This window comes from Nocardia sp. NPDC055053 (assembly GCF_053608285.1).
This window is the reverse complement of the sequence record NZ_JBSGVD010000004.1, coordinates 18,500-34,471: the sequence shown is the minus strand read 5'-3', so window position 1 is coordinate 34,471 and position 15,972 is coordinate 18,500. Positions and strand designations below refer to the sequence as shown.

Sequence of the window (15,972 nt, the reverse complement as noted above, 5' to 3'; positions counted from 1 at the left end):
ATCGCCGTTGCGGCGGAAGGGAAACCGACATGCGTGCTTTGACCGTTGTGCCGAACCAGCCCGGATCGTTGAGCATCGAGGACGTGCCGGATCCGGTGCCGGGGCCGAACGAGCTGCTCGTCGACGGGATCGCGCTCGGCATCTGCGGTACCGACCGGGAGATCGCCTCGGGCGAATACGGCTGGGCGCCCCCGGGACGGGACCGGCTGATCCTCGGGCACGAGTCGCTGGGCCGGGTACGGACCGCGCCGGACGGAAGTGCTTTCGCCGCAGGCGATCTCGTCGTCGGGATCGTGCGCCGACCCGATCCGGTGCCGTGTGGGGCGTGCGCGCGTGGCGAGTTCGACATGTGCCGCAACGGGGACTATGTGGAGCGCGGGATCAAGCAGATCGACGGGTTCGGGTCGAGCGAGTGGGTGGTGCCGGTCGATTACGCGGTGCGGCTCGACCCGTCGCTGGCTCAGGTCGGGGTGCTGATGGAGCCGACGACGGTGGTGGCCAAGGCGTGGGATCAGATCGAGAAGATCAACGGACGGGCGTGGTTCGATCCGAAGACGGTGCTGATCACCGGTGCGGGGCCGATCGGCCTGCTGGCGGCGATGCTCGGTGCCCAGCGGGGGTTGGACGTGCATGTCCTCGACCGGTCGACGGAGGGGCCGAAGCCGGGGCTGGTGGCCGATCTCGGCGGGACCTTCCACACCGGTTCGGCCGCGGAGGTGGCCGAGAAGGTCGACCCGGATGTCGTGATCGAGGCGACCGGAGCACCAGCGGTGGCGTTGCAGGCCGCGAAGATCCACAATCCGGGCATGATCGTCTGCCTGACGGGGGTGTCTGCCCCCGGTAATGACGCCTCGGTCGACGTGGGCGAGCTCAATCGCAATATCGTGCTCGACAATGCGGTGGTGTTCGGATCGGTCAACGCCAACCGGCACCACTACGAACTGGCCGCGGAAGCGCTGGCGAAGGCCGACCCGGAGTGGCTGGGCCGGTTGATCACCCGGCGGCTGCCGTTGGAGCGGGCGCTCGAGGCGTTCGAGCCGGGTGACCACAGCGTGATCAAGGTCGTCATCGACCTGTGAGCGGTCAGACCTTGCAGCCGTCCGGGCCGCAGGTCTCGCCGTCGGACCCGGCGGTAATCACCAGCGGTGCCGGGCGGTCGTTCCACGCGGTGGTGAGCGCGTGGGTGAACACCTCGGTCGGCTGGGCGCCGGAGACGGCGTACTTGTTGTCGAAGACGAAGAACGGCACGCCGGTCGCGCCGAGTTGCGTGGCTTCGCGTTCGTCCTGGCGGACGGCGTCGGCGTAGGCGTCCGGGTCGGCGAGCACGGCGCGCACCGCGGCGTCGTCCAGGCCCGCCCGCACCGCGAGCGCGACAAGGCGTTCGGTGTCGGCGAAGACCGGTTCGGGTTCGGCGAAGTTGCCCGCGTAGAGGGCGTCGAGCATGGCGTCCTGCTTGCCCTGTTCGAGGGCGAAGTGCAGCAGCCGGTGCATGTCGAAGCTGTTGCCGTAGTCGCGACCGGTGCTCTGGTAGGGCAGCCCCAGCTCCGCGGCCTGCGCGCCGATGGAGCGTTCGTTGGCGGCGGCCTGCTCGACGCTGATGCCGTATTTGGCGGCGATGCGCGGGATGACCGGGCCGGTCTCGTCGGCGGGCAGGGCGGGGTCGAGCTCGAAGGACCGGTGCACGACTTCGATGTCGTCGCGATGGTCGAAACCTGCCAGCGCTTCCTCGAAGCGGGCCTTGCCGAGGTAGCAGAACGGGCAGTTGATGTCGGTCCAGATCTCTACTCTGGTGGTCAAGCGGGCCTCCTCCGGCACACGAAAATCCGGCGGCGATCCGCCGGGACATATCTGGACAGGCGTTCAAATTCTTGGGGTGTAACGCCGGCAACGAAGCCCGCTATTCCCTGGCGCGTCCGGGCACGACGGGACGAGCACGAAGGAAGACCGATGGCGTTCGATCGACAGAGGGGGTGGGTGCAGGTGCCCGAAGGACTGGCGGTGCCCCGCGCACTGGGTGGATTGTGGGCGGTGCGGCATGCCCAGAGCGAGGCCAATGCCTGGTACGCGGACCCGGCGACCGAACTGCGGCCGATGCGCGGCACCGACGCCGGGATGGACCTGACCGAGTACGGGCAGTGGCAGGCCCGGCGTCTGGGCGACTGGCTGGCTGGGCTGTCCGGAACGCAGCGACCCGAGCTGGTGGTCTGCTCCCCCTACCTGCGCACCCGGCTGACCTGGGCGTTGATGGCAGAGGCCGCGGCCACCCGCAACCGGCACCTGCGACCGATCCGGACCCTCGTCGACGAACGGCTGCGCGACCGCGAGATGGGCGTGTTCGAACTGCACCCCTACAAGGCGATCCGCCGCCGCGCGCCCGAGGAGGCGGCCCGCAGGCAACGGGTCGGCAACTGGGTGTATCGCCCGCCCGGTGGCGAGTCGCTGGCCGACGTGGCGCTGCGGGTGCGCAGTTTCCTCGACGAACTGGACGTGGTCGCCGCGGGCGAGCAGGTCCTGGTGGTGACGCACGACGCGGTCGTGATGTCGATGCGCTACATCCTGGAAGGAATGGGCGCGCCGGTACCGGATCACCTCGAGCCCGTCCCGAACGCGTCGGTGTCGCAGTGGCGGCGCGAAGGTCCGCGGCTGGAGCTGCGGGTGTGGGGCGAGGTCGGTCATCTCGCCGGCACCGAGCAGGTCGGCTGAGCTCGAATGCCCGCATGACGCCTCGGCCCTGATGCCGGCGTAGTGCCGATGGAAGAATGCTGGTCGTGCATATGGCGATCGGCTTGGTGGTTCTTATCGGCTCGGCGACCGCGCTCGCGGCGCTGGCCCGGCGATTCGGGGTGTCGGAACCGCTCGTCCTGACCCTGGCCGGCGTCGCCGCGTCCTATGTGCCGATGGTGCCGCAGGTGCATCTCGAGCCCGAGGTGGTGCTGCTGGGCTTGTTGCCGCCGCTGCTCTATACGGCGGCGCTGCGCACCTCGCTGGTCGACTTCAAGGACAACCTGCGCACGATCGCGTCGCTGTCGGTCGGATTGGTGCTGTTCAGCACCTTCGCGGTGGCGCTGGTGGTGTGGTGGTTGCTGCCGGTGCCGTTCGCGGCGGCGGTGGCGCTGGGCGCGGTGGTCGCTCCCCCGGACGCGGTCGCGGCGACGGCGATCGCGCGGCGCACCGGGATGCCGCGCAGCATCGTGACCGTGCTCGAGGACGAGTCGCTGTTCAACGACGCGACGGCACTGGTGTCGCTGCGTGGAGCGATCGCGGCGATCGGCGGCACGGTGACGGTGTGGCAGATCGGCAGCGATTTCCTGCTCGCCGCGGTCGGTGGCGCGGTGATCGGCGGGGTGGTCGCGGCGGGACTGGTGTTGCTGCGCAAGCGGATCAACGATCCGGTGCTCGATACCACGGTGTCGCTGCTCGCCCCGTTCGTCGCCTATCTGCCCGCCGAGCACGTGCACGCCTCCGGCGTGATCGCGGTCGTCACCTGCGGAATGATCCTCGGCCACGGCGCGCAACGCTGGCAGGGCGCCGCGTCGCGGGTCGCGGAGACGACGAACTGGCGCACCATCCAGTTCATTCTGGAGAGCGCGGTCTTCCTGATCATCGGCCTGCAGGTGCGCTGGATCGTCGACGGCGCCTGGCACAGCGGCCTCGACCATCGCACCCTGCTGGTGGCGGCGGGGGCGGTGCTCGCCGCGGTGATGCTGGCCCGGCCCGTCTGGGTGTTCACCCCGGTCCTGGTCGCCCGGCTTTTCGGGCGCACGACCGAGCCGTTGAGCCACGCCGCGGTGGTGTCGTGGGCGGGGATGCGTGGCGTGGTGACCCTGGCCGCGGTGCTGTTGCTGCCCGCCACGACACCGCAGTTGCCGGTGCTGGAGTTGCTCGCGCTGGTGGTGGTCGGCGGCACGCTGCTGGTGCAGGGCACCTCGCTGCCGTGGCTGGTGCGGCTGCTGCGCCTGCGCGGGCCGAGCCGCGCGGAGGACGCACTGGCGAAAGCCGATCTGCTGCAACAGGCTACGAGCGCGGGCCTGGCCGAACTCGACAAACAGATCGGCCCCGACACGCCGGAGCCGGTGATCGAGTCGCTGCGGCAACGGCTGGTCTGGCGCACCAACGCGGCCTGGGAACGGCTGGGACGCCCCGAAGCCGAACAGATGACCCCGACCGCGGAGTACCGGCGCCTGCGGCTGGCGATGCTCGGCGCCGAACGCGATGCGGTGCTGCGGGTCCGCGATGCCGGGACGGTGGATTACGAGGTGCTCCAGCATGTGCTGGCGCGGCTCGATCTCGAGGAGTCGATGATCGATCGGTTCGACGAGGCCGACGAGGAACCGGGCGTCGAACCGCTCGCCGGTGCCGGGGCCGCCGACGGTTGCGCGCATCTCGAACACGCGCCGCTGCTGCGGGAGCCGGTCGGTGAGCTGGTGTGCCGCCGGTGCGTCGAGGAGGGCTTGCCCTGGGTGCATCTGCGGATGTGCACCGGTTGCGGAAATATCGGCTGCTGCGAGTCCTCGCTGGGCAACCATGCCAGTGCCCACTTCGCGGCGACGGCGCATCCGGTGATGCGCAGTGTGGAGCCCGGGGAAGTCTGGCGCTGGTGCTACGTGGACGAACTGCTCGGTTAGCGGCGGTGCGAGTAGATCAGGCGCGCGTATTCGGCGAGCAGGCGGTCCAGTTCGGTGGGTTCGCCGGTCGCGGCGAGCTGCTGGTAGCCGATCAGCATGGCCATGCCGAACTCGGTGACGACCGAGGCGGTCGCCTCGTCGCCGACGACGCTGTCGATGACGCGGTGCACGGTCCGCCTGCGTGACTCGTCGACCCGCTTGACCGTCACGTGCACCGACTCGTCGTTGGCCGCCCAGGCGCGCAGCGCGGCTTCGGCGCCGTGTTCGAGACCGCTGGCCAGCGCCGACATGGCGCGCACGTCGGCATCGGGATCGCCGTGGCCGACATCCAGCGCGCGTAGCTCGACCATCTGCCGGTTCTCCCAGTGCTCCAACAGCGTGTCGACGAAGCCCTGCCACGAGCCGAAGTGGTGGTAGAACGAGCCGCTGGTGACACCGAGGCGACGGCACAGCACACCGATGTTGAGACCTTTGAAGCCGAACTCGGCGAGCACCGCCACAGCGGTGTCGTAGTACTGCTCCTTGGTGACCACTCGGGACATCGCGATGCCGATCTGTTCGTGCGGACAGGGCCGAAGAATGCGAACAGTACCCGATCGTAACGAGGACTCGCGCGAGCACAACGAAGTCCATGCTGTGGCCGAATCTCCGGCTGTGAGATCGAAATATCAAGTGCTGGAACGAAATCGGCGCCCAACCTGGCGACATGCCCATCCGGATGGAATTACAGAGCAGATGCTCTGTAAACTTTTGTTCATGCCGAGACCGCGCACCCACGACCCGGAGACCGTGCTGGACGCCGCCGAGAACATCGCCGCCCGTTCCGGTCCCGCCGCGGTGACCGTGCGCGCCGTCGCCACCGCGACCGGAGTCTCCAACGGCGCGCTGTACCACACCTTCGCCTCCCGTCAGGAAGTGCTGGCACGCACCTGGTTACGCGCGGCCCGCCGCTTCCTGGCCCTGCAAGCCGCCGACATCGACCGCGCCGTCGACGCCACCGACCGCAGCGCCAGGATCGACGCGGTCGTCGATGCCGCCGAGACCCCGGCGCGCCTGGCCGACACCCACCCCGACTCGGCCCGCCTGCTGATGCTCGTCGACCGCGCGGACCTGCTCGCCGGCGACCTGCCCGCCGACCTCGCGCACGAGATCGCCGCCACCGAGAAGGCGCTGCTGACCGCGCTGAAACGGCTCGCGCGCGCCCTGTGGGGTCGCGCCGACCGGCGCGGCGTCGCCACCGTCACCACCTGCCTGGTCGACCTGCCGACCGCGTTGCTGCTGCGCCGCGACCGGCTCACCGACCCCCTGGCCCGCGAACACCTGCGTGCCGCCGTCCGTGCCGTGCTCGAACTCGGCCCCCGCTGAAAGGAACCATCCATGCCCACCCTGCGCCACCACGACGCGATCGCGATCCTCGACCTCGGCGACGGGGAGAACCGCTTCTCCCCCGACTTCATGACCGAGGTGCACACCCATCTCGACGCCGCCGTCGCCGCGGGCGCCGCCGCCCTGGTGACCACCGCGACCGGCAAGATCTACTCCAACGGCCTGGACCTGGACTGGCTGTCCGCCAACGGCGACCACGCCGCCGACTACGTCGAAGCCGTGCACACCCTGTTCGGCCGGATGCTGACCCTGCCGATGCCGACCGTCGCCGCGATCGGCGGCCACGCCTTCGGCGCAGGCGCCATGCTGGCGATCGCGCACGACTACCGGGTGATGCGCGCCGACCGCGGCTTCTTCTGTTTCCCCGAGGCCGACATCCGCATCCCGTTCACCAACGGCATGGCCGCGCTGATCCAGGCCAAGGTGCCCCCGAAGACGGCGGTCGCCGCGATGACCACGGCCCGTCGCTACGGTGGCACCGACGCGCTCGCGGCCGACCTCGTCGACGCCGCGGTCGCCGAGTCCGAGGTCCTCGATACCGCGCTGGCGATGGTCGCGCCGCTGGGCGGCAAGGACCAGCCGACGATGACCGCGATCAAGTCGGTGATGTTCGCCGACGTCCTTGACGCGTTGCGCGGCAAGGACTGACGGCGATCACGGCAGCCGGGGGCCCTTGCCCAGATAGACGTCACCACGATCGTCACTGGCCCAGCCGCCCCCGGTGTAGTCGCCGAGCACGAAACACGCGTCGCAGAACTGCTTGCCGAACACCGACAGGTAGATGCTGCGATAGGAGCTGATCGCCCGCATCTTCACCGACTTGTAGGCCGCCTGGGCGCTGGGCTGTGCCTCCAGGAACGCGTACCGACGGAAATCGGCGACCGGTTCGGTGGAGAAGCGGACCAGCCCGAGCCTGCTGAGATTGCCCAGATAGTGGTGATCACGTTCGGGCAGTGCGCATCCGGCCATGTAGGCGATCATGTTGATGCCATCGGCCAGGCGCTGCGAACCGATCCCGAACGGCGCCTTGGTGCGGATGTCGATCGCCGGTTGCGGACCGGCGACGGCGAGGAAACGCAGGATGCGGGCCTCGTCGGGCGTGAGGTCGTGCAGGATCGGCACGAACGAAGGGTGCAGGTCGCGGGGCTGCTGCGCCGAATCCCAGCCCTCGGTGATCATCGCGTCGCCCATCGCCTTGAGATCCTCGGCGTCGACACCGGAGTCGACAGTGCCGTACACGCCGGCGGCGGTGCTGGTCAGGCCGAGCGCGCTGAGCGCGATCCGGCGCAGCGATTCGACCCTCTGGTCGATGATGTGCGATATCGGTTCGCCCGCGCGGATGTCGTCGGCGAGGTCGGTGGCGGTGCGCAGCGCGCCCTTGGTGACCGCACCGACGATGTGGCGCAACGACAGTCCGGCGATGCGCGCCAATCCGGCCAGGTCGGTGGGGATCACGGGCCCGGGAACGGGTTCGGGGAGGTTCTCGCGCTCGTCCATGCTCACACTCCGAAGACCAGCAGGTGCAGTGAGCCGACGAGGACACCGAGCGCGCCACCGTGCGCGTACAGCAGCCAGGCGTCCTGTTCGATGGCGGTGTACAGCATTTCGACGAACTCGTCGGGCGGCAGCTCGCGCAGTTTCTCGGTGGCCAGCTGATCGACGCTGGCCGCGGTGGTCTGGGAGAACTCGACGTCCTCGATCAGCCACGGCTTCATCTCCGTCGCCAGGCTCGCACCCGCCGTCGCCTGGATCGCGTCGAATTGGCGTGGCCCGACCGCAAGCCGGGTCACCGACCGCAGCGGCCCGAGTACCCGGTCGATCTCGGCCTTGAGGAAGTGCGCGATGACGGCGCGAGTCTTGTCGCCGCTCGGCCCGTCGAGGAGTTGTTCGGTGACGACATCGAGCGTGACGATCTGGTACCCGATCGCGTGCCCGAGATCGGCCGCCGCCTGATGCTGGCGTTTGGCGAATTTCGCTACGCCCCACGGGTATTTGTAGCGCGGCTGCGGTGTCGCCGGCTCGAACACCACCTTGATGGCGATGATGTTGACCAGCATGCCGACGACCGCGCCACCGAGGAGCACCCACATCCACGCCGGCAGGAAATGCAGAATGGTGTAGAGCCAGCCGGGCAGCGAGATCAGGGCGGGCGTGTCCCCGTGCGGGGTGCTGTAGTGCAGCAGCGACAACCACAGCGCCACGATCACGCCGAAGGGCAGACCGAGCACCCCGCTGCGGATCATGAACCGCAATTCCGGCGCACCCAACCCGTAGATGACGTCCTTGAGGAGTTCGGGGCGCCGCCGCAGATAGCCGACGACCATCAGCTTCACATCGAGCAACTGGTTGATATTGGCGCCGATGAAATCGAAGGCGCGGTCGGTGATCGCAGGCAGTTCCGCCTCGACCGTCGAGTACACGACCTCGCGGGCGCGCGGCGGCATGTCGGCCCACAGCTGCGGATGCTCGGTGACCATGATCGAGTCGACCATCGACCGCACGTTCGGCAACGCCACCTGCGCGACCTGTGCGGAGATCTTGCGCGGATCCATCTGGTCGAAGAAGTCTTTCGCGGTCCCGATCTTGGCGACGGCGTTGTCGACCATCAGGCTCGCCATCTTCTCCGCGCGCGCCGGGATGAAGCCCTGGAAGCCGAGGATGCCGCCGGGCGCGAAGGTCGGCAGGATCTGCACCTTGCGCGGCAGCAGCGGGAAGATCGTCTTGAGGCCGGGCACATAGAAACCGGTGAACCGCACCGGCGCGAACAACATGATCACGCCGGTCCAGTTGGTGATCAGACCGGCCATGGCGCTGAAGATCGGAATGCTGATCATGTCGACCCAGAACTTGCTCAGGCCGGTCGTCTTCTCCCAGTCGAGCAGGCCGAAGAAGCCCGCCGCTTCGATCCCAGCATTCATCCAGCGTCCACTCCGTCGTATTCCGAACCTCGCGCGTCCGGTCATCATAAGTGACCGAACAGTAGGTTTCGGGCAAGTTCGACGGTTACCCGTTAAACCGGAGCAAACCTGAAATCAGCCCTACACCATGGAGTTCATCGCGTAGGGTGCCGACGGATTCGCCGGCCCGCCGTTCACGCGTTGGTGGTGTTCACCAGCAGCAGGTTGGTGTCGATATCGTGGGTGACCTTGTTGGCGACCGAACCCAACAGCCGTGCGGGACCACTCATTCCGCGATTGCCGATGACCACCAGGTCGTATTTCCAGGCCGCGTTGCAGATAGCCTCCGCCGCGGGGACCCCGGTCAGCACGTCGCGACCGAACAGCCCCGGATCCTCGACCGCTGCCGCGGCTTCGACCTCGATGAGCGTCGCGGCGCCGTCGTCGTCGGTTTTGGCCGAGGTCACCAGGAACGGGCGCGCGCCGAGGCCGACCGCGACGTCGTAACCGCGGCGCACCGCGGTGATCGAGCTGGCCGATCCGTCGGTGGTGAGCCCGACCGTGGTCCAGCGCTTCGGGATCTTGTGCGTGAACACGACATCGGACTCGCTGTGGTGGGACACATGATTGGCGGTCGAACCGAGCAGTCGCGCCTTCGAACTGCCCAGGCTGCCGCCGCCGATGACGAGCAGGGTGCCGGGTTCACCGGCGGCGGCGTCCAGCAGGACCGCACCCGCGGCGCCGGGAAGCTCGAGACACCGCACGTCGGTCAGGCCCGCGTCGAGCAGCGCTTCGGCGGCGGCCGCGGTGACCGCTTCGGCCCACGCGGCATCGGTGCCCGCCTTGAGCGTCGCTTCCTTCCAAACGCTGACCACCGTGACCTCGAGAGCGAGCTTGAGCGCGAGTTCACCGGCGACCGCAACGGCCGTCCGCGCGGATTCCGAACCATTGGACCCCACCACGATGCGCTGGTATCCCATGTGACGCTCTCCGATCGACGGCAGGTCAGCTGCGCTTGGCCACAGTATAAACGCCGCACACTCCGGGCAACCTGCTCGCGCGGCTCACTCGCCGGCGCGCAGGTGCCGGTCGAAGAAGGCGAAGATCCGCTGCCAGGCGTCCTCGGTGGCGGCCTCGTCGTAGCCGAGTCCGATGCGTTGCAGCACCGCGTTTCCCGGCAGGACGTTGGCGAAGCTGTGGGTGGCGTTCGGGTAGGTCTTGATGTCGTGCTCGACGCCGTTGGCGGTCAGCGCGGCGTCGAGCTTGCCCGCCGCGCCGGGCAGTGACGGATCGAGCCTGCCGTAGCTGGCAACTACCGGGCACGCGCCGTCGAGCAGGGATTTGTAGTCGCCGTAGAGGCCGCCGTAGAACGGGGCAGAGGCGTGGAAACCCTGCGGTGCGGTGAGCAGCGCGAAACCACCGCCGAGGCAGAAGCCGAGGACAGCGATGCGGCCGGTGCAGGCGGGGTCGGTGGCGAGCCGGTCGCGGGCGGCGAGGATCTCCCCCACCGCGGGTCCATCGCCGGTGAACGCCAGCGCACGGAACGCCTGCTGGATGCAGCGGGCGCGGCCACGGGTGAACAGGTTCGGTGCGATCGCCAGATAGCCGTGACCGGCGACGATGTCGAGTTGACGGCGGAGATCGGCGTTCACGCCGAGGCCGTCGTGCAGGACGACGACACCCGGCCACGGGCCCGTCCCCTGCGGGCGGGCGATCAGCGCTTCGAGCCGTCCGGAGGGACTATCGATCTCGATCGATTCCATCGCTCGAATCTAGAGTCCGCGCCCACGATCCGTGGCCGATCCGTCGGCGCGTCGCTGATCAGGAGGTTCGGACCGAGCACCGCTCCGGAACGCTGACGATTCGAGGGTCGCCCAGAGCGCGGTCAGCGCGCGTTCCCGACGCGCGGTCGACCACGGGCGACCCTCGTCGAAGCCGGTGACCACCAGCCCGTCGACCACCACATCGAGGACGTCGCACACGGCTTCGATATCGGTCTCGGCAATGCCCGCGTCGGCCAGTAGACGCCGCACACGGCCGTCCCACCAGTCGTTGAACAGATCGAGTTCGGCGCGCAGAACGGGTTCGGCATGACTCCCGAGCACGAGCGTCAGCCACACCCGGTGCGTCCGCTCATCGGGAGTCAGCACCGCCCATTCGATCAGTGCGCGCAGGGCCGCCGCACCCGTCGTACCTTGCCCGTCGAGCACCGCCTCGCCCTCGACGCGGCGCAGGTCGATCTGACGACGAATCGCGGTGCGCAGCATAGTGTCCCGGCCGCCCACATAGTGGGTCACGACCGAGGTGGACGCGCCGATGCGATCGGCCACCGCGCGGATTGTCACCGCGCCGAACCCCTCGTCGACCGCGAGGGACAGTACGGCATCACCGATGGCGGCGAGTCGGGCCGCGGTATCGACCTGTCGAGGCATAGCCACAGCCTACCCGGTTATGCAACACTTGTTCTACAACAAGCGTTGCATAACCGGGAGTAGCCATGGAAGAGGCAACAGTCGTCATCGTCGGGGCAGGATTCGCCGGACTGACCGCGGCACGGGCCCTGCGATCGCGTGGGGTGGACGTTCTCGTGCTCGAGGCGGCGGATCGGGTGGGTGGGCGCGCGTTCACCGTGCGATCCGGCGCGGACACGCCGGTCGATCTGGGTGGCCAGTGGATCGGTCACGATCACACGCGAATTGCCGAGCTCGCAACGGAATTCGGGATGCACCTGTTCCCCACCCCCTCGCAGGGAACACCACTGCTGGTCGACGGTGGCCGCACGATCGGGTCCGCGCCGCTGACCACGCTCTCGGCGGGTCTGGCCCTGCTGCGGCTGGAGGTGTTGTCCCGCTTGCCTTTCCGCGCGATGTCCGATCGGGTCACCGTGGCCGACTGGATCGCACGGATTCCCGGTCGTCGGACGCGGCGGCTGCTCGATGTCATCCTGTCCGAAGCGCTGGCGTGTGACCTCGACAGAGTGTCGGTGGGGGCGCTCGGGACCGGGATCCGGTCGGCGGGTGGGCTACGGGTCATGCTCGGCACCGCCGGTGGCGCACAGGAATCGCTGTTATCCGGCGGGGTCGGGAATCTCGCCGACGCGCTGGCGACCGAACTCGGGCCCGTGGTGCACCTGAGTCGCCCGGTCACGGCCATGACACGGACGGCCGACGGTGTCCGGGTGGATACCCCGTCGGGACCGGTCCGTGCCATCCGGGCGATCGTCACCGCCCCGCCGCCGATCGCCGCCGCGATCAAGCACGAGCCGCCGTTGCCCGCGGAACGTCGGCTGGCTCAGACCAGTACCGCGATGGGCACGATCTACAAGGCGGTCGCTGTCTACGACACTCCGTTCTGGCGCGAGAACGGGCGCAGCGGAGAAGTTCTCGACCTGAGCGGCCCGGTTCCCGCCGCATTCGACGCCTCACCGGACGACGGTCCGGGCCATCTGTGCGTACTGGTTCCCGGCCGCTCCGCGCGCGCCCTGGATCGACTCTCGGCAGACGACCGCCGGAACACCGTGCTGGGCTCGCTGGCTGAGCATTTCGGTTCGCGGACGATGAATCCCCTGAGTTGGCATGAGAAGTCGTGGCACCACGATCCGCATGTGGGTGGCGGCTATAGCGCGCTGCCGATACCAGGGGCGCTGCGGGCCCTGACGCATCCGGCCAGTCCGACCGGTCCGATCCATTGGGCAGGAACCGAAACCGCACCGCGGTGGACCGGGTATCTCGAAGGTGCGGTGCGGTCGGGAGAGCGCGCGGCCGGGGAGGTTGCGGCCGCCCTCCGAGCGGAGCCTGAAGTCGCGGGTGGCCCGCGACCTCTCAGAGGGTGACGCCAAGCAGCGCGTCCACCGCGTCCCGCACCAGCGCGGGCGCCGCGGGATCGGCGCCACCGTAGGTCAGCGCCTGCGTCGCCCAGTTGTCGATCGCGTCGAGCGCCTTGGGGGTGTCCAGGTCGTCGGCCAGGTGCTGACGTAGCCGGGCGACGGTGTCGGCCGCCGACGGGCCACCGGTCAAGGCGACGGCGTCACGCCAGCGGGACAGGCGGGTCTGCGCGTCGGTGAGCACCTCGTCGGTCCACATGCGGTCCTGGCGGTAGTGCCCGGCGAGCAGGCCCAGCCGGATCGCGGCCGGGTCGACACCAGAGCGGCGCAGCTTCGACACCAGCACCAGGTTGCCCTTGGACTTCGACATCTTCTCGCCGTCGAGACCGATCAGCCCGGCGTGCACGTAGTGGCGGGCGAAGCGGCGGGTGCCGGTGATCGCCTCGGCGTGCGCGGCGGAGTACTCGTGGTGCGGATAGATCAGGTCCGAGCCGCCGCCCTGGACGTCGAACTCGGTGCCGATCCGGTTGAGCGCGATCGCCGCACACTCGATATGCCAGCCGGGACGGCCCGCACCGAACGGCGCCTGCCAGGACGGTTCATCCGGGCGCTCGGCACGCCACAGCAGCGCGTCGATGACGTCGCGCTTGCCGGCGCGGTCGGGGTCGCCGCCGCGTTCGGCGAACAGCTGCTCCATGGTGGCGCGGTCGTAGCCGGACTCGTAGCCGAACTGCTCGGTGGCGTCGGTGCGGAAATAGATGTCGGGGTATTCGGCGTCGTCGACCTGGTAGGCGGCGCCGGCGGCGAGCAGCTTCTGCACCAGTTCCACCACCTCCTCGACCGACTCGATGGCGCCGATGTAGTCGTGCGGCGGGAGCACCTGCAGGGCGGTCATGTCCTCGCGGAACAGCTCGATCTCGGAGGTGCCGAGGTCACGCCAGTCGACGCCGTCGCGGGCGGCGCGTTCGAACAGCGGGTCGTCGACGTCGGTGACGTTCTGCACGTAGTGCACGTCGTGGCCCGCGTCGCGCCACAGCCGGTTGACCAGGTCGAATGTCAGGTAGGTGGCGGCGTGACCGAGGTGGGTGGCGTCGTAGGGAGTGATGCCGCAGACGTACATCTTCGCGGTCGCGCCGGGGGTGACCGGGCGGACCTGGCGATCGGCGGTGTCGTACAACCGCAACGGCGGCCCTGCTCCGGGGACGGTCGGTAGGGCGATATCGGACCAGGACTGCATGATTCGAGGGTAGAGCCCCCGTCCAGGCGACCGGTCCGCGGCCCGGTCAGGCGGTTGCTCGCGGTGTCGCTCATGCGGCCCGCTACCTGCACACAAACGTGTTCCGGTGTTCCCGTCAAGGGTTGCACTCAGGCAGATCCGCAGGTCACGGACCTGGCGGAGCGGATCGTCGGCATCGGCACCAACGACCTGGGCTGATAGTTGCCGAGACGACGGGCATCGCGAGCATTGTCACACGCCACAATGCCCTAACCTTCCCTATTGCTCCCTATAGGTACATTCGTTTAGGGTAGTTTCATGACAGATCGTCTCTATTCGGTGGAACAGGTCGCCGAATTACTCGGACTGCATGTCCGCACCGTGCGCAGCTACGTCCGCGACGGCAAACTGCCCGCAGCCCGCATCGGCAAGCAGTACCGGATCGCCCACGACGACCTCGAGGCGTTCGCCGGCCTGCCGATCACCGCCCCGCAGACACCGGACGCGACCGGCAGGCACGCCGAGGCCTCCTGCATCGTCGAGATCGACGCCGTCGACCGCACCACCGCGGACCGGATCACCACGCTGCTCACCGCCACGGCAGCCACCCGCGGCCCCGGCGGCACGCCACTGCGCGTGGAAACCAGCTACGACCCGGGGCGATCACGCCTCAAGGTCATCCTGCTCGGCGGTCTCACCGACACCGCCCGGCTGCTCGACTACATGGACGGAGTCCTCACCTCATGACCGGCATCTACAAGTCCGCCGAAGGCCGACGGGTCGTCGAACAGCGCTACCGCGAGCACCTCGACGCCTGGCCGGTACCGCGCGAGGAACTGCGCATCGACACCGGCGTCGGTGAGACGTTCGTCGTCGCCTCCGGTCCCGTGGACGGGCCGCCGCTGGTGCTGCTGCACGGCTCGGGCGCCAACACCACGGCCTGGCGCGGTGACATCGCCGACTGGGCGACCCGCTACCGCGTGTATGCCGTCGACCTGCCCGGCGAGCCCGGCTTCAGCGCGCCGACCCGGCTGCCGCTGGACAGCGACGCGACCGCGAGCTGGCTCGACGAGGTCATGGACGGCCTCGGACTCGACACGGTCGCGCTGGCGGGCATGTCACTCGGCGGCTGGACGGCACTCGACTATGTGCTGCGCAGGCCGGGGCGCGTCACCACGCTGGTCCTGCTGTGCCCCGGCGGGCTGGGCGGTCAACGATTCGGGTGGCTGGTGAAGGGCATGCTGCTCGGACTGGTCGGTCGTGGCAGTGTGCGCGATTCCGCACGGACTGTCCTCGGCCTCGACGACGAGACGGCCGGACCGATCCTCGACGATGTCGAGCTGATCTTCGCCCACTTCAAGCCGCGCACCGGGCGGCTGCCCCGCTTCGACGACGAGCGATTGCGCACGGTGGACATTCCGGTGCTGGTGATCGTCGGCGATCGCGACGTGCTGTTCGATTCGGCGCGCACCGCCGAACGTGCCCGCGGCGGATTCACGCGGGGCGAGGTGCGCCTGCTGCCCGATGTCGGTCACGGGGTGTTCGGCCAGACCGCGACGATCAGGGAGTTCCTCGGCGCGCACTCCGGTCGGCCGGAGCGACGGTGATGCGTTCGGTGTCGCCGCGCGTCGGGTGCGGCGACACCGAACTCACCGGATGATCACGCCTGGGCGTAGCACTGCACGTTCAGGGTGTCGGCCTCCGGGCCGAACTGCGGCAGCGCGTAGTAGGCGGCGCCGACCTGGTCGGGGGCCTGCACGGTGACCTCGGGCAGCGGCGCACCGGTGTTGCGGTCCGTGGCGGTGCAGACGAAGGTCTTCTCGGACCACCAGCCGCTGGGGAACGCCTGCGCGGGCGCGGCAACGGCGGCGACAGCACCGGTGAGCAGCAGCGCGGCGGCGGAGCTGGTGACGATCGAGCGGGTCGACGACATAGATTTCCTCTGATCTTGTATGACGAAAGTGCTTGGAGCACACTAGCACCGGCCCCGACCCGGAAAAGCAGCCTCACAGTACCCGACGTCAG

At 69.0% G+C, this 15,972-nt stretch carries 17 protein-coding genes; 8 read left to right on the top strand and 9 right to left on the bottom strand.

The features are described 5' to 3' along the window. Positions 1 to 29: 29 nt before the first annotated feature. Entirely contained in the window at positions 30 to 1,079 is a 1,050-nt protein-coding gene (locus tag ACWF82_RS05490) for a glucose 1-dehydrogenase (RefSeq protein ID WP_452498265.1), read from the top strand. Positions 1,080 to 1,083: 4 nt separating this feature from the next. Here ACWF82_RS05490 and ACWF82_RS05485 read toward each other — a convergent pair whose 3' ends face one another. Beyond that, positions 1,084 to 1,797 (bottom strand): DsbA family oxidoreductase, encoded by a 714-nt coding sequence (locus ACWF82_RS05485; protein ID WP_452498263.1) that lies wholly within the window; start codon positions 1,795 to 1,797, stop codon positions 1,084 to 1,086. A 150-nt stretch (positions 1,798 to 1,947) separates the two neighbouring features. Between ACWF82_RS05485 and ACWF82_RS05480 the strand changes: the two genes are divergently transcribed. Together ACWF82_RS05480 and ACWF82_RS05475 are read left to right on the top strand one after the other, a co-directional pair. Then, positions 1,948 to 2,703 (top strand): histidine phosphatase family protein, encoded by a 756-nt coding sequence (locus ACWF82_RS05480; RefSeq protein WP_452498261.1) that lies wholly within the window; start codon positions 1,948 to 1,950, stop codon positions 2,701 to 2,703. A gap of 56 nt (positions 2,704 to 2,759) precedes the next feature. Next, positions 2,760 to 4,625 (top strand): Na+/H+ antiporter, encoded by a 1,866-nt coding sequence (locus tag ACWF82_RS05475; RefSeq protein ID WP_452498259.1) that lies wholly within the window; start codon positions 2,760 to 2,762, stop codon positions 4,623 to 4,625. Here the strand turns inward: ACWF82_RS05475 and ACWF82_RS05470 are convergent. After that, positions 4,622 to 5,167 (bottom strand): TetR/AcrR family transcriptional regulator, encoded by a 546-nt coding sequence (locus ACWF82_RS05470; protein WP_189028826.1) that lies wholly within the window; start codon positions 5,165 to 5,167, stop codon positions 4,622 to 4,624. The genes ACWF82_RS05475 and ACWF82_RS05470 overlap by 4 nt on opposite strands. Positions 5,168 to 5,381: 214 nt before the next feature. On the opposite strand from ACWF82_RS05470, the gene ACWF82_RS05465 reads away from it, so the two are divergent. Both ACWF82_RS05465 and ACWF82_RS05460 read left to right on the top strand, forming a co-directional pair. Further along, positions 5,382 to 5,990: a TetR family transcriptional regulator gene (locus ACWF82_RS05465; protein ID WP_452498258.1), complete on the top strand. Its 609-nt coding sequence runs from the start codon at positions 5,382 to 5,384 to the stop codon at positions 5,988 to 5,990. Positions 5,991 to 6,002: 12 nt separating this feature from the next. Then, positions 6,003 to 6,659, top strand: coding sequence for an enoyl-CoA hydratase-related protein (locus tag ACWF82_RS05460; protein WP_452498256.1), 657 nt, complete (start codon positions 6,003 to 6,005; stop codon positions 6,657 to 6,659). A gap of 6 nt (positions 6,660 to 6,665) precedes the next feature. Here ACWF82_RS05460 and ACWF82_RS05455 read toward each other — a convergent pair whose 3' ends face one another. The 5 genes from ACWF82_RS05455 to ACWF82_RS05435 all read right to left on the bottom strand — a co-directional run bounded on the left by ACWF82_RS05455 (position 6,666) and on the right by ACWF82_RS05435 (position 11,340). After that, positions 6,666 to 7,508, bottom strand: coding sequence for an Abi-alpha family protein (locus ACWF82_RS05455; RefSeq protein WP_452498254.1), 843 nt, complete (start codon positions 7,506 to 7,508; stop codon positions 6,666 to 6,668). A gap of 2 nt (positions 7,509 to 7,510) precedes the next feature. Continuing rightward, a complete protein-coding gene (locus ACWF82_RS05450) occupies positions 7,511 to 8,929 on the bottom strand; it encodes a hypothetical protein (protein ID WP_452498252.1) in 1,419 nt (472 codons plus the stop codon). A gap of 173 nt (positions 8,930 to 9,102) precedes the next feature. After that, complete coding sequence (locus ACWF82_RS05445; RefSeq protein WP_452498250.1) at positions 9,103 to 9,888, bottom strand: universal stress protein; 786 nt, start codon at positions 9,886 to 9,888, stop codon at positions 9,103 to 9,105. Positions 9,889 to 9,972: 84 nt separating this feature from the next. Further along, positions 9,973 to 10,671 carry a dienelactone hydrolase family protein gene (locus ACWF82_RS05440; protein WP_452498249.1) on the bottom strand — a complete coding sequence of 233 codons (699 nt, stop codon included), beginning with the start codon at positions 10,669 to 10,671 and terminating at the stop codon, positions 9,973 to 9,975. Between the two features lie 9 nt (positions 10,672 to 10,680). Then, positions 10,681 to 11,340: a TetR/AcrR family transcriptional regulator gene (locus ACWF82_RS05435; protein WP_452498247.1), complete on the bottom strand. Its 660-nt coding sequence runs from the start codon at positions 11,338 to 11,340 to the stop codon at positions 10,681 to 10,683. A gap of 65 nt (positions 11,341 to 11,405) precedes the next feature. On the opposite strand from ACWF82_RS05435, the gene ACWF82_RS05430 reads away from it, so the two are divergent. Then, positions 11,406 to 12,740, top strand: a complete 1,335-nt coding sequence (locus tag ACWF82_RS05430; protein WP_452498245.1) for a flavin monoamine oxidase family protein — start codon at positions 11,406 to 11,408, stop codon at positions 12,738 to 12,740. Here the strand turns inward: ACWF82_RS05430 and mshC are convergent. Further along, on the bottom strand, positions 12,730 to 13,968 hold the full coding sequence (gene mshC, locus ACWF82_RS05425; RefSeq protein ID WP_452498243.1) for a cysteine--1-D-myo-inosityl 2-amino-2-deoxy-alpha-D-glucopyranoside ligase: 1,239 nt from the start codon (positions 13,966 to 13,968) through the stop codon (positions 12,730 to 12,732). The two genes, ACWF82_RS05430 and mshC, sit on opposite strands and share 11 nt — an antisense overlap. 297 nt (positions 13,969 to 14,265) lie before the next feature. Between mshC and ACWF82_RS05420 the strand changes: the two genes are divergently transcribed. Both ACWF82_RS05420 and ACWF82_RS05415 read left to right on the top strand, forming a co-directional pair. Next, complete coding sequence (locus ACWF82_RS05420; RefSeq protein WP_452498241.1) at positions 14,266 to 14,694, top strand: helix-turn-helix domain-containing protein; 429 nt, start codon at positions 14,266 to 14,268, stop codon at positions 14,692 to 14,694. Next, positions 14,691 to 15,554, top strand: a complete 864-nt coding sequence (locus tag ACWF82_RS05415) for an alpha/beta fold hydrolase (protein ID WP_452498239.1) — start codon at positions 14,691 to 14,693, stop codon at positions 15,552 to 15,554. The genes ACWF82_RS05420 and ACWF82_RS05415 overlap by 4 nt, the downstream gene beginning before the upstream one ends. Positions 15,555 to 15,607: 53 nt before the next feature. Here the strand turns inward: ACWF82_RS05415 and ACWF82_RS05410 are convergent, their stop codons facing one another. Continuing rightward, complete coding sequence (locus tag ACWF82_RS05410; RefSeq protein WP_452498237.1) at positions 15,608 to 15,880, bottom strand: hypothetical protein; 273 nt, start codon at positions 15,878 to 15,880, stop codon at positions 15,608 to 15,610. Between the last annotated feature and the right edge of the window lie 92 nt (positions 15,881 to 15,972).

What these genes read in the sequence shown, in the direction of transcription:
- ACWF82_RS05490 (WP_452498265.1), top strand. Translation starts at nt 30, where the DNA reads ATGCGTGCTTTGACCGTTGTGCCGAACCAGCCCGGATCGTTGAGCATC.
- ACWF82_RS05480 (WP_452498261.1), top strand. Translation starts at nt 1,948, where the DNA reads ATGGCGTTCGATCGACAGAGGGGGTGGGTGCAGGTGCCCGAAGGACTG.
- ACWF82_RS05475 (WP_452498259.1), top strand. Translation starts at nt 2,760, where the DNA reads ATGCTGGTCGTGCATATGGCGATCGGCTTGGTGGTTCTTATCGGCTCG.
- ACWF82_RS05470 (WP_189028826.1), bottom strand. Translation starts at nt 5,167, where the DNA reads ATGTCCCGAGTGGTCACCAAGGAGCAGTACTACGACACCGCTGTGGCG.
- ACWF82_RS05465 (WP_452498258.1), top strand. Translation starts at nt 5,382, where the DNA reads ATGCCGAGACCGCGCACCCACGACCCGGAGACCGTGCTGGACGCCGCC.
- ACWF82_RS05460 (WP_452498256.1), top strand. Translation starts at nt 6,003, where the DNA reads ATGCCCACCCTGCGCCACCACGACGCGATCGCGATCCTCGACCTCGGC.
- ACWF82_RS05455 (WP_452498254.1), bottom strand. Translation starts at nt 7,508, where the DNA reads ATGGACGAGCGCGAGAACCTCCCCGAACCCGTTCCCGGGCCCGTGATC.
- ACWF82_RS05450 (WP_452498252.1), bottom strand. Translation starts at nt 8,929, where the DNA reads ATGAATGCTGGGATCGAAGCGGCGGGCTTCTTCGGCCTGCTCGACTGG.
- ACWF82_RS05445 (WP_452498250.1), bottom strand. Translation starts at nt 9,888, where the DNA reads ATGGGATACCAGCGCATCGTGGTGGGGTCCAATGGTTCGGAATCCGCG.
- ACWF82_RS05440 (WP_452498249.1), bottom strand. Translation starts at nt 10,671, where the DNA reads ATGGAATCGATCGAGATCGATAGTCCCTCCGGACGGCTCGAAGCGCTG.
- ACWF82_RS05435 (WP_452498247.1), bottom strand. Translation starts at nt 11,340, where the DNA reads ATGCCTCGACAGGTCGATACCGCGGCCCGACTCGCCGCCATCGGTGAT.
- ACWF82_RS05430 (WP_452498245.1), top strand. Translation starts at nt 11,406, where the DNA reads ATGGAAGAGGCAACAGTCGTCATCGTCGGGGCAGGATTCGCCGGACTG.
- mshC (WP_452498243.1), bottom strand. Translation starts at nt 13,968, where the DNA reads ATGCAGTCCTGGTCCGATATCGCCCTACCGACCGTCCCCGGAGCAGGG.
- ACWF82_RS05420 (WP_452498241.1), top strand. Translation starts at nt 14,266, where the DNA reads ATGACAGATCGTCTCTATTCGGTGGAACAGGTCGCCGAATTACTCGGA.
- ACWF82_RS05415 (WP_452498239.1), top strand. Translation starts at nt 14,691, where the DNA reads ATGACCGGCATCTACAAGTCCGCCGAAGGCCGACGGGTCGTCGAACAG.
- ACWF82_RS05410 (WP_452498237.1), bottom strand. Translation starts at nt 15,880, where the DNA reads ATGTCGTCGACCCGCTCGATCGTCACCAGCTCCGCCGCCGCGCTGCTG.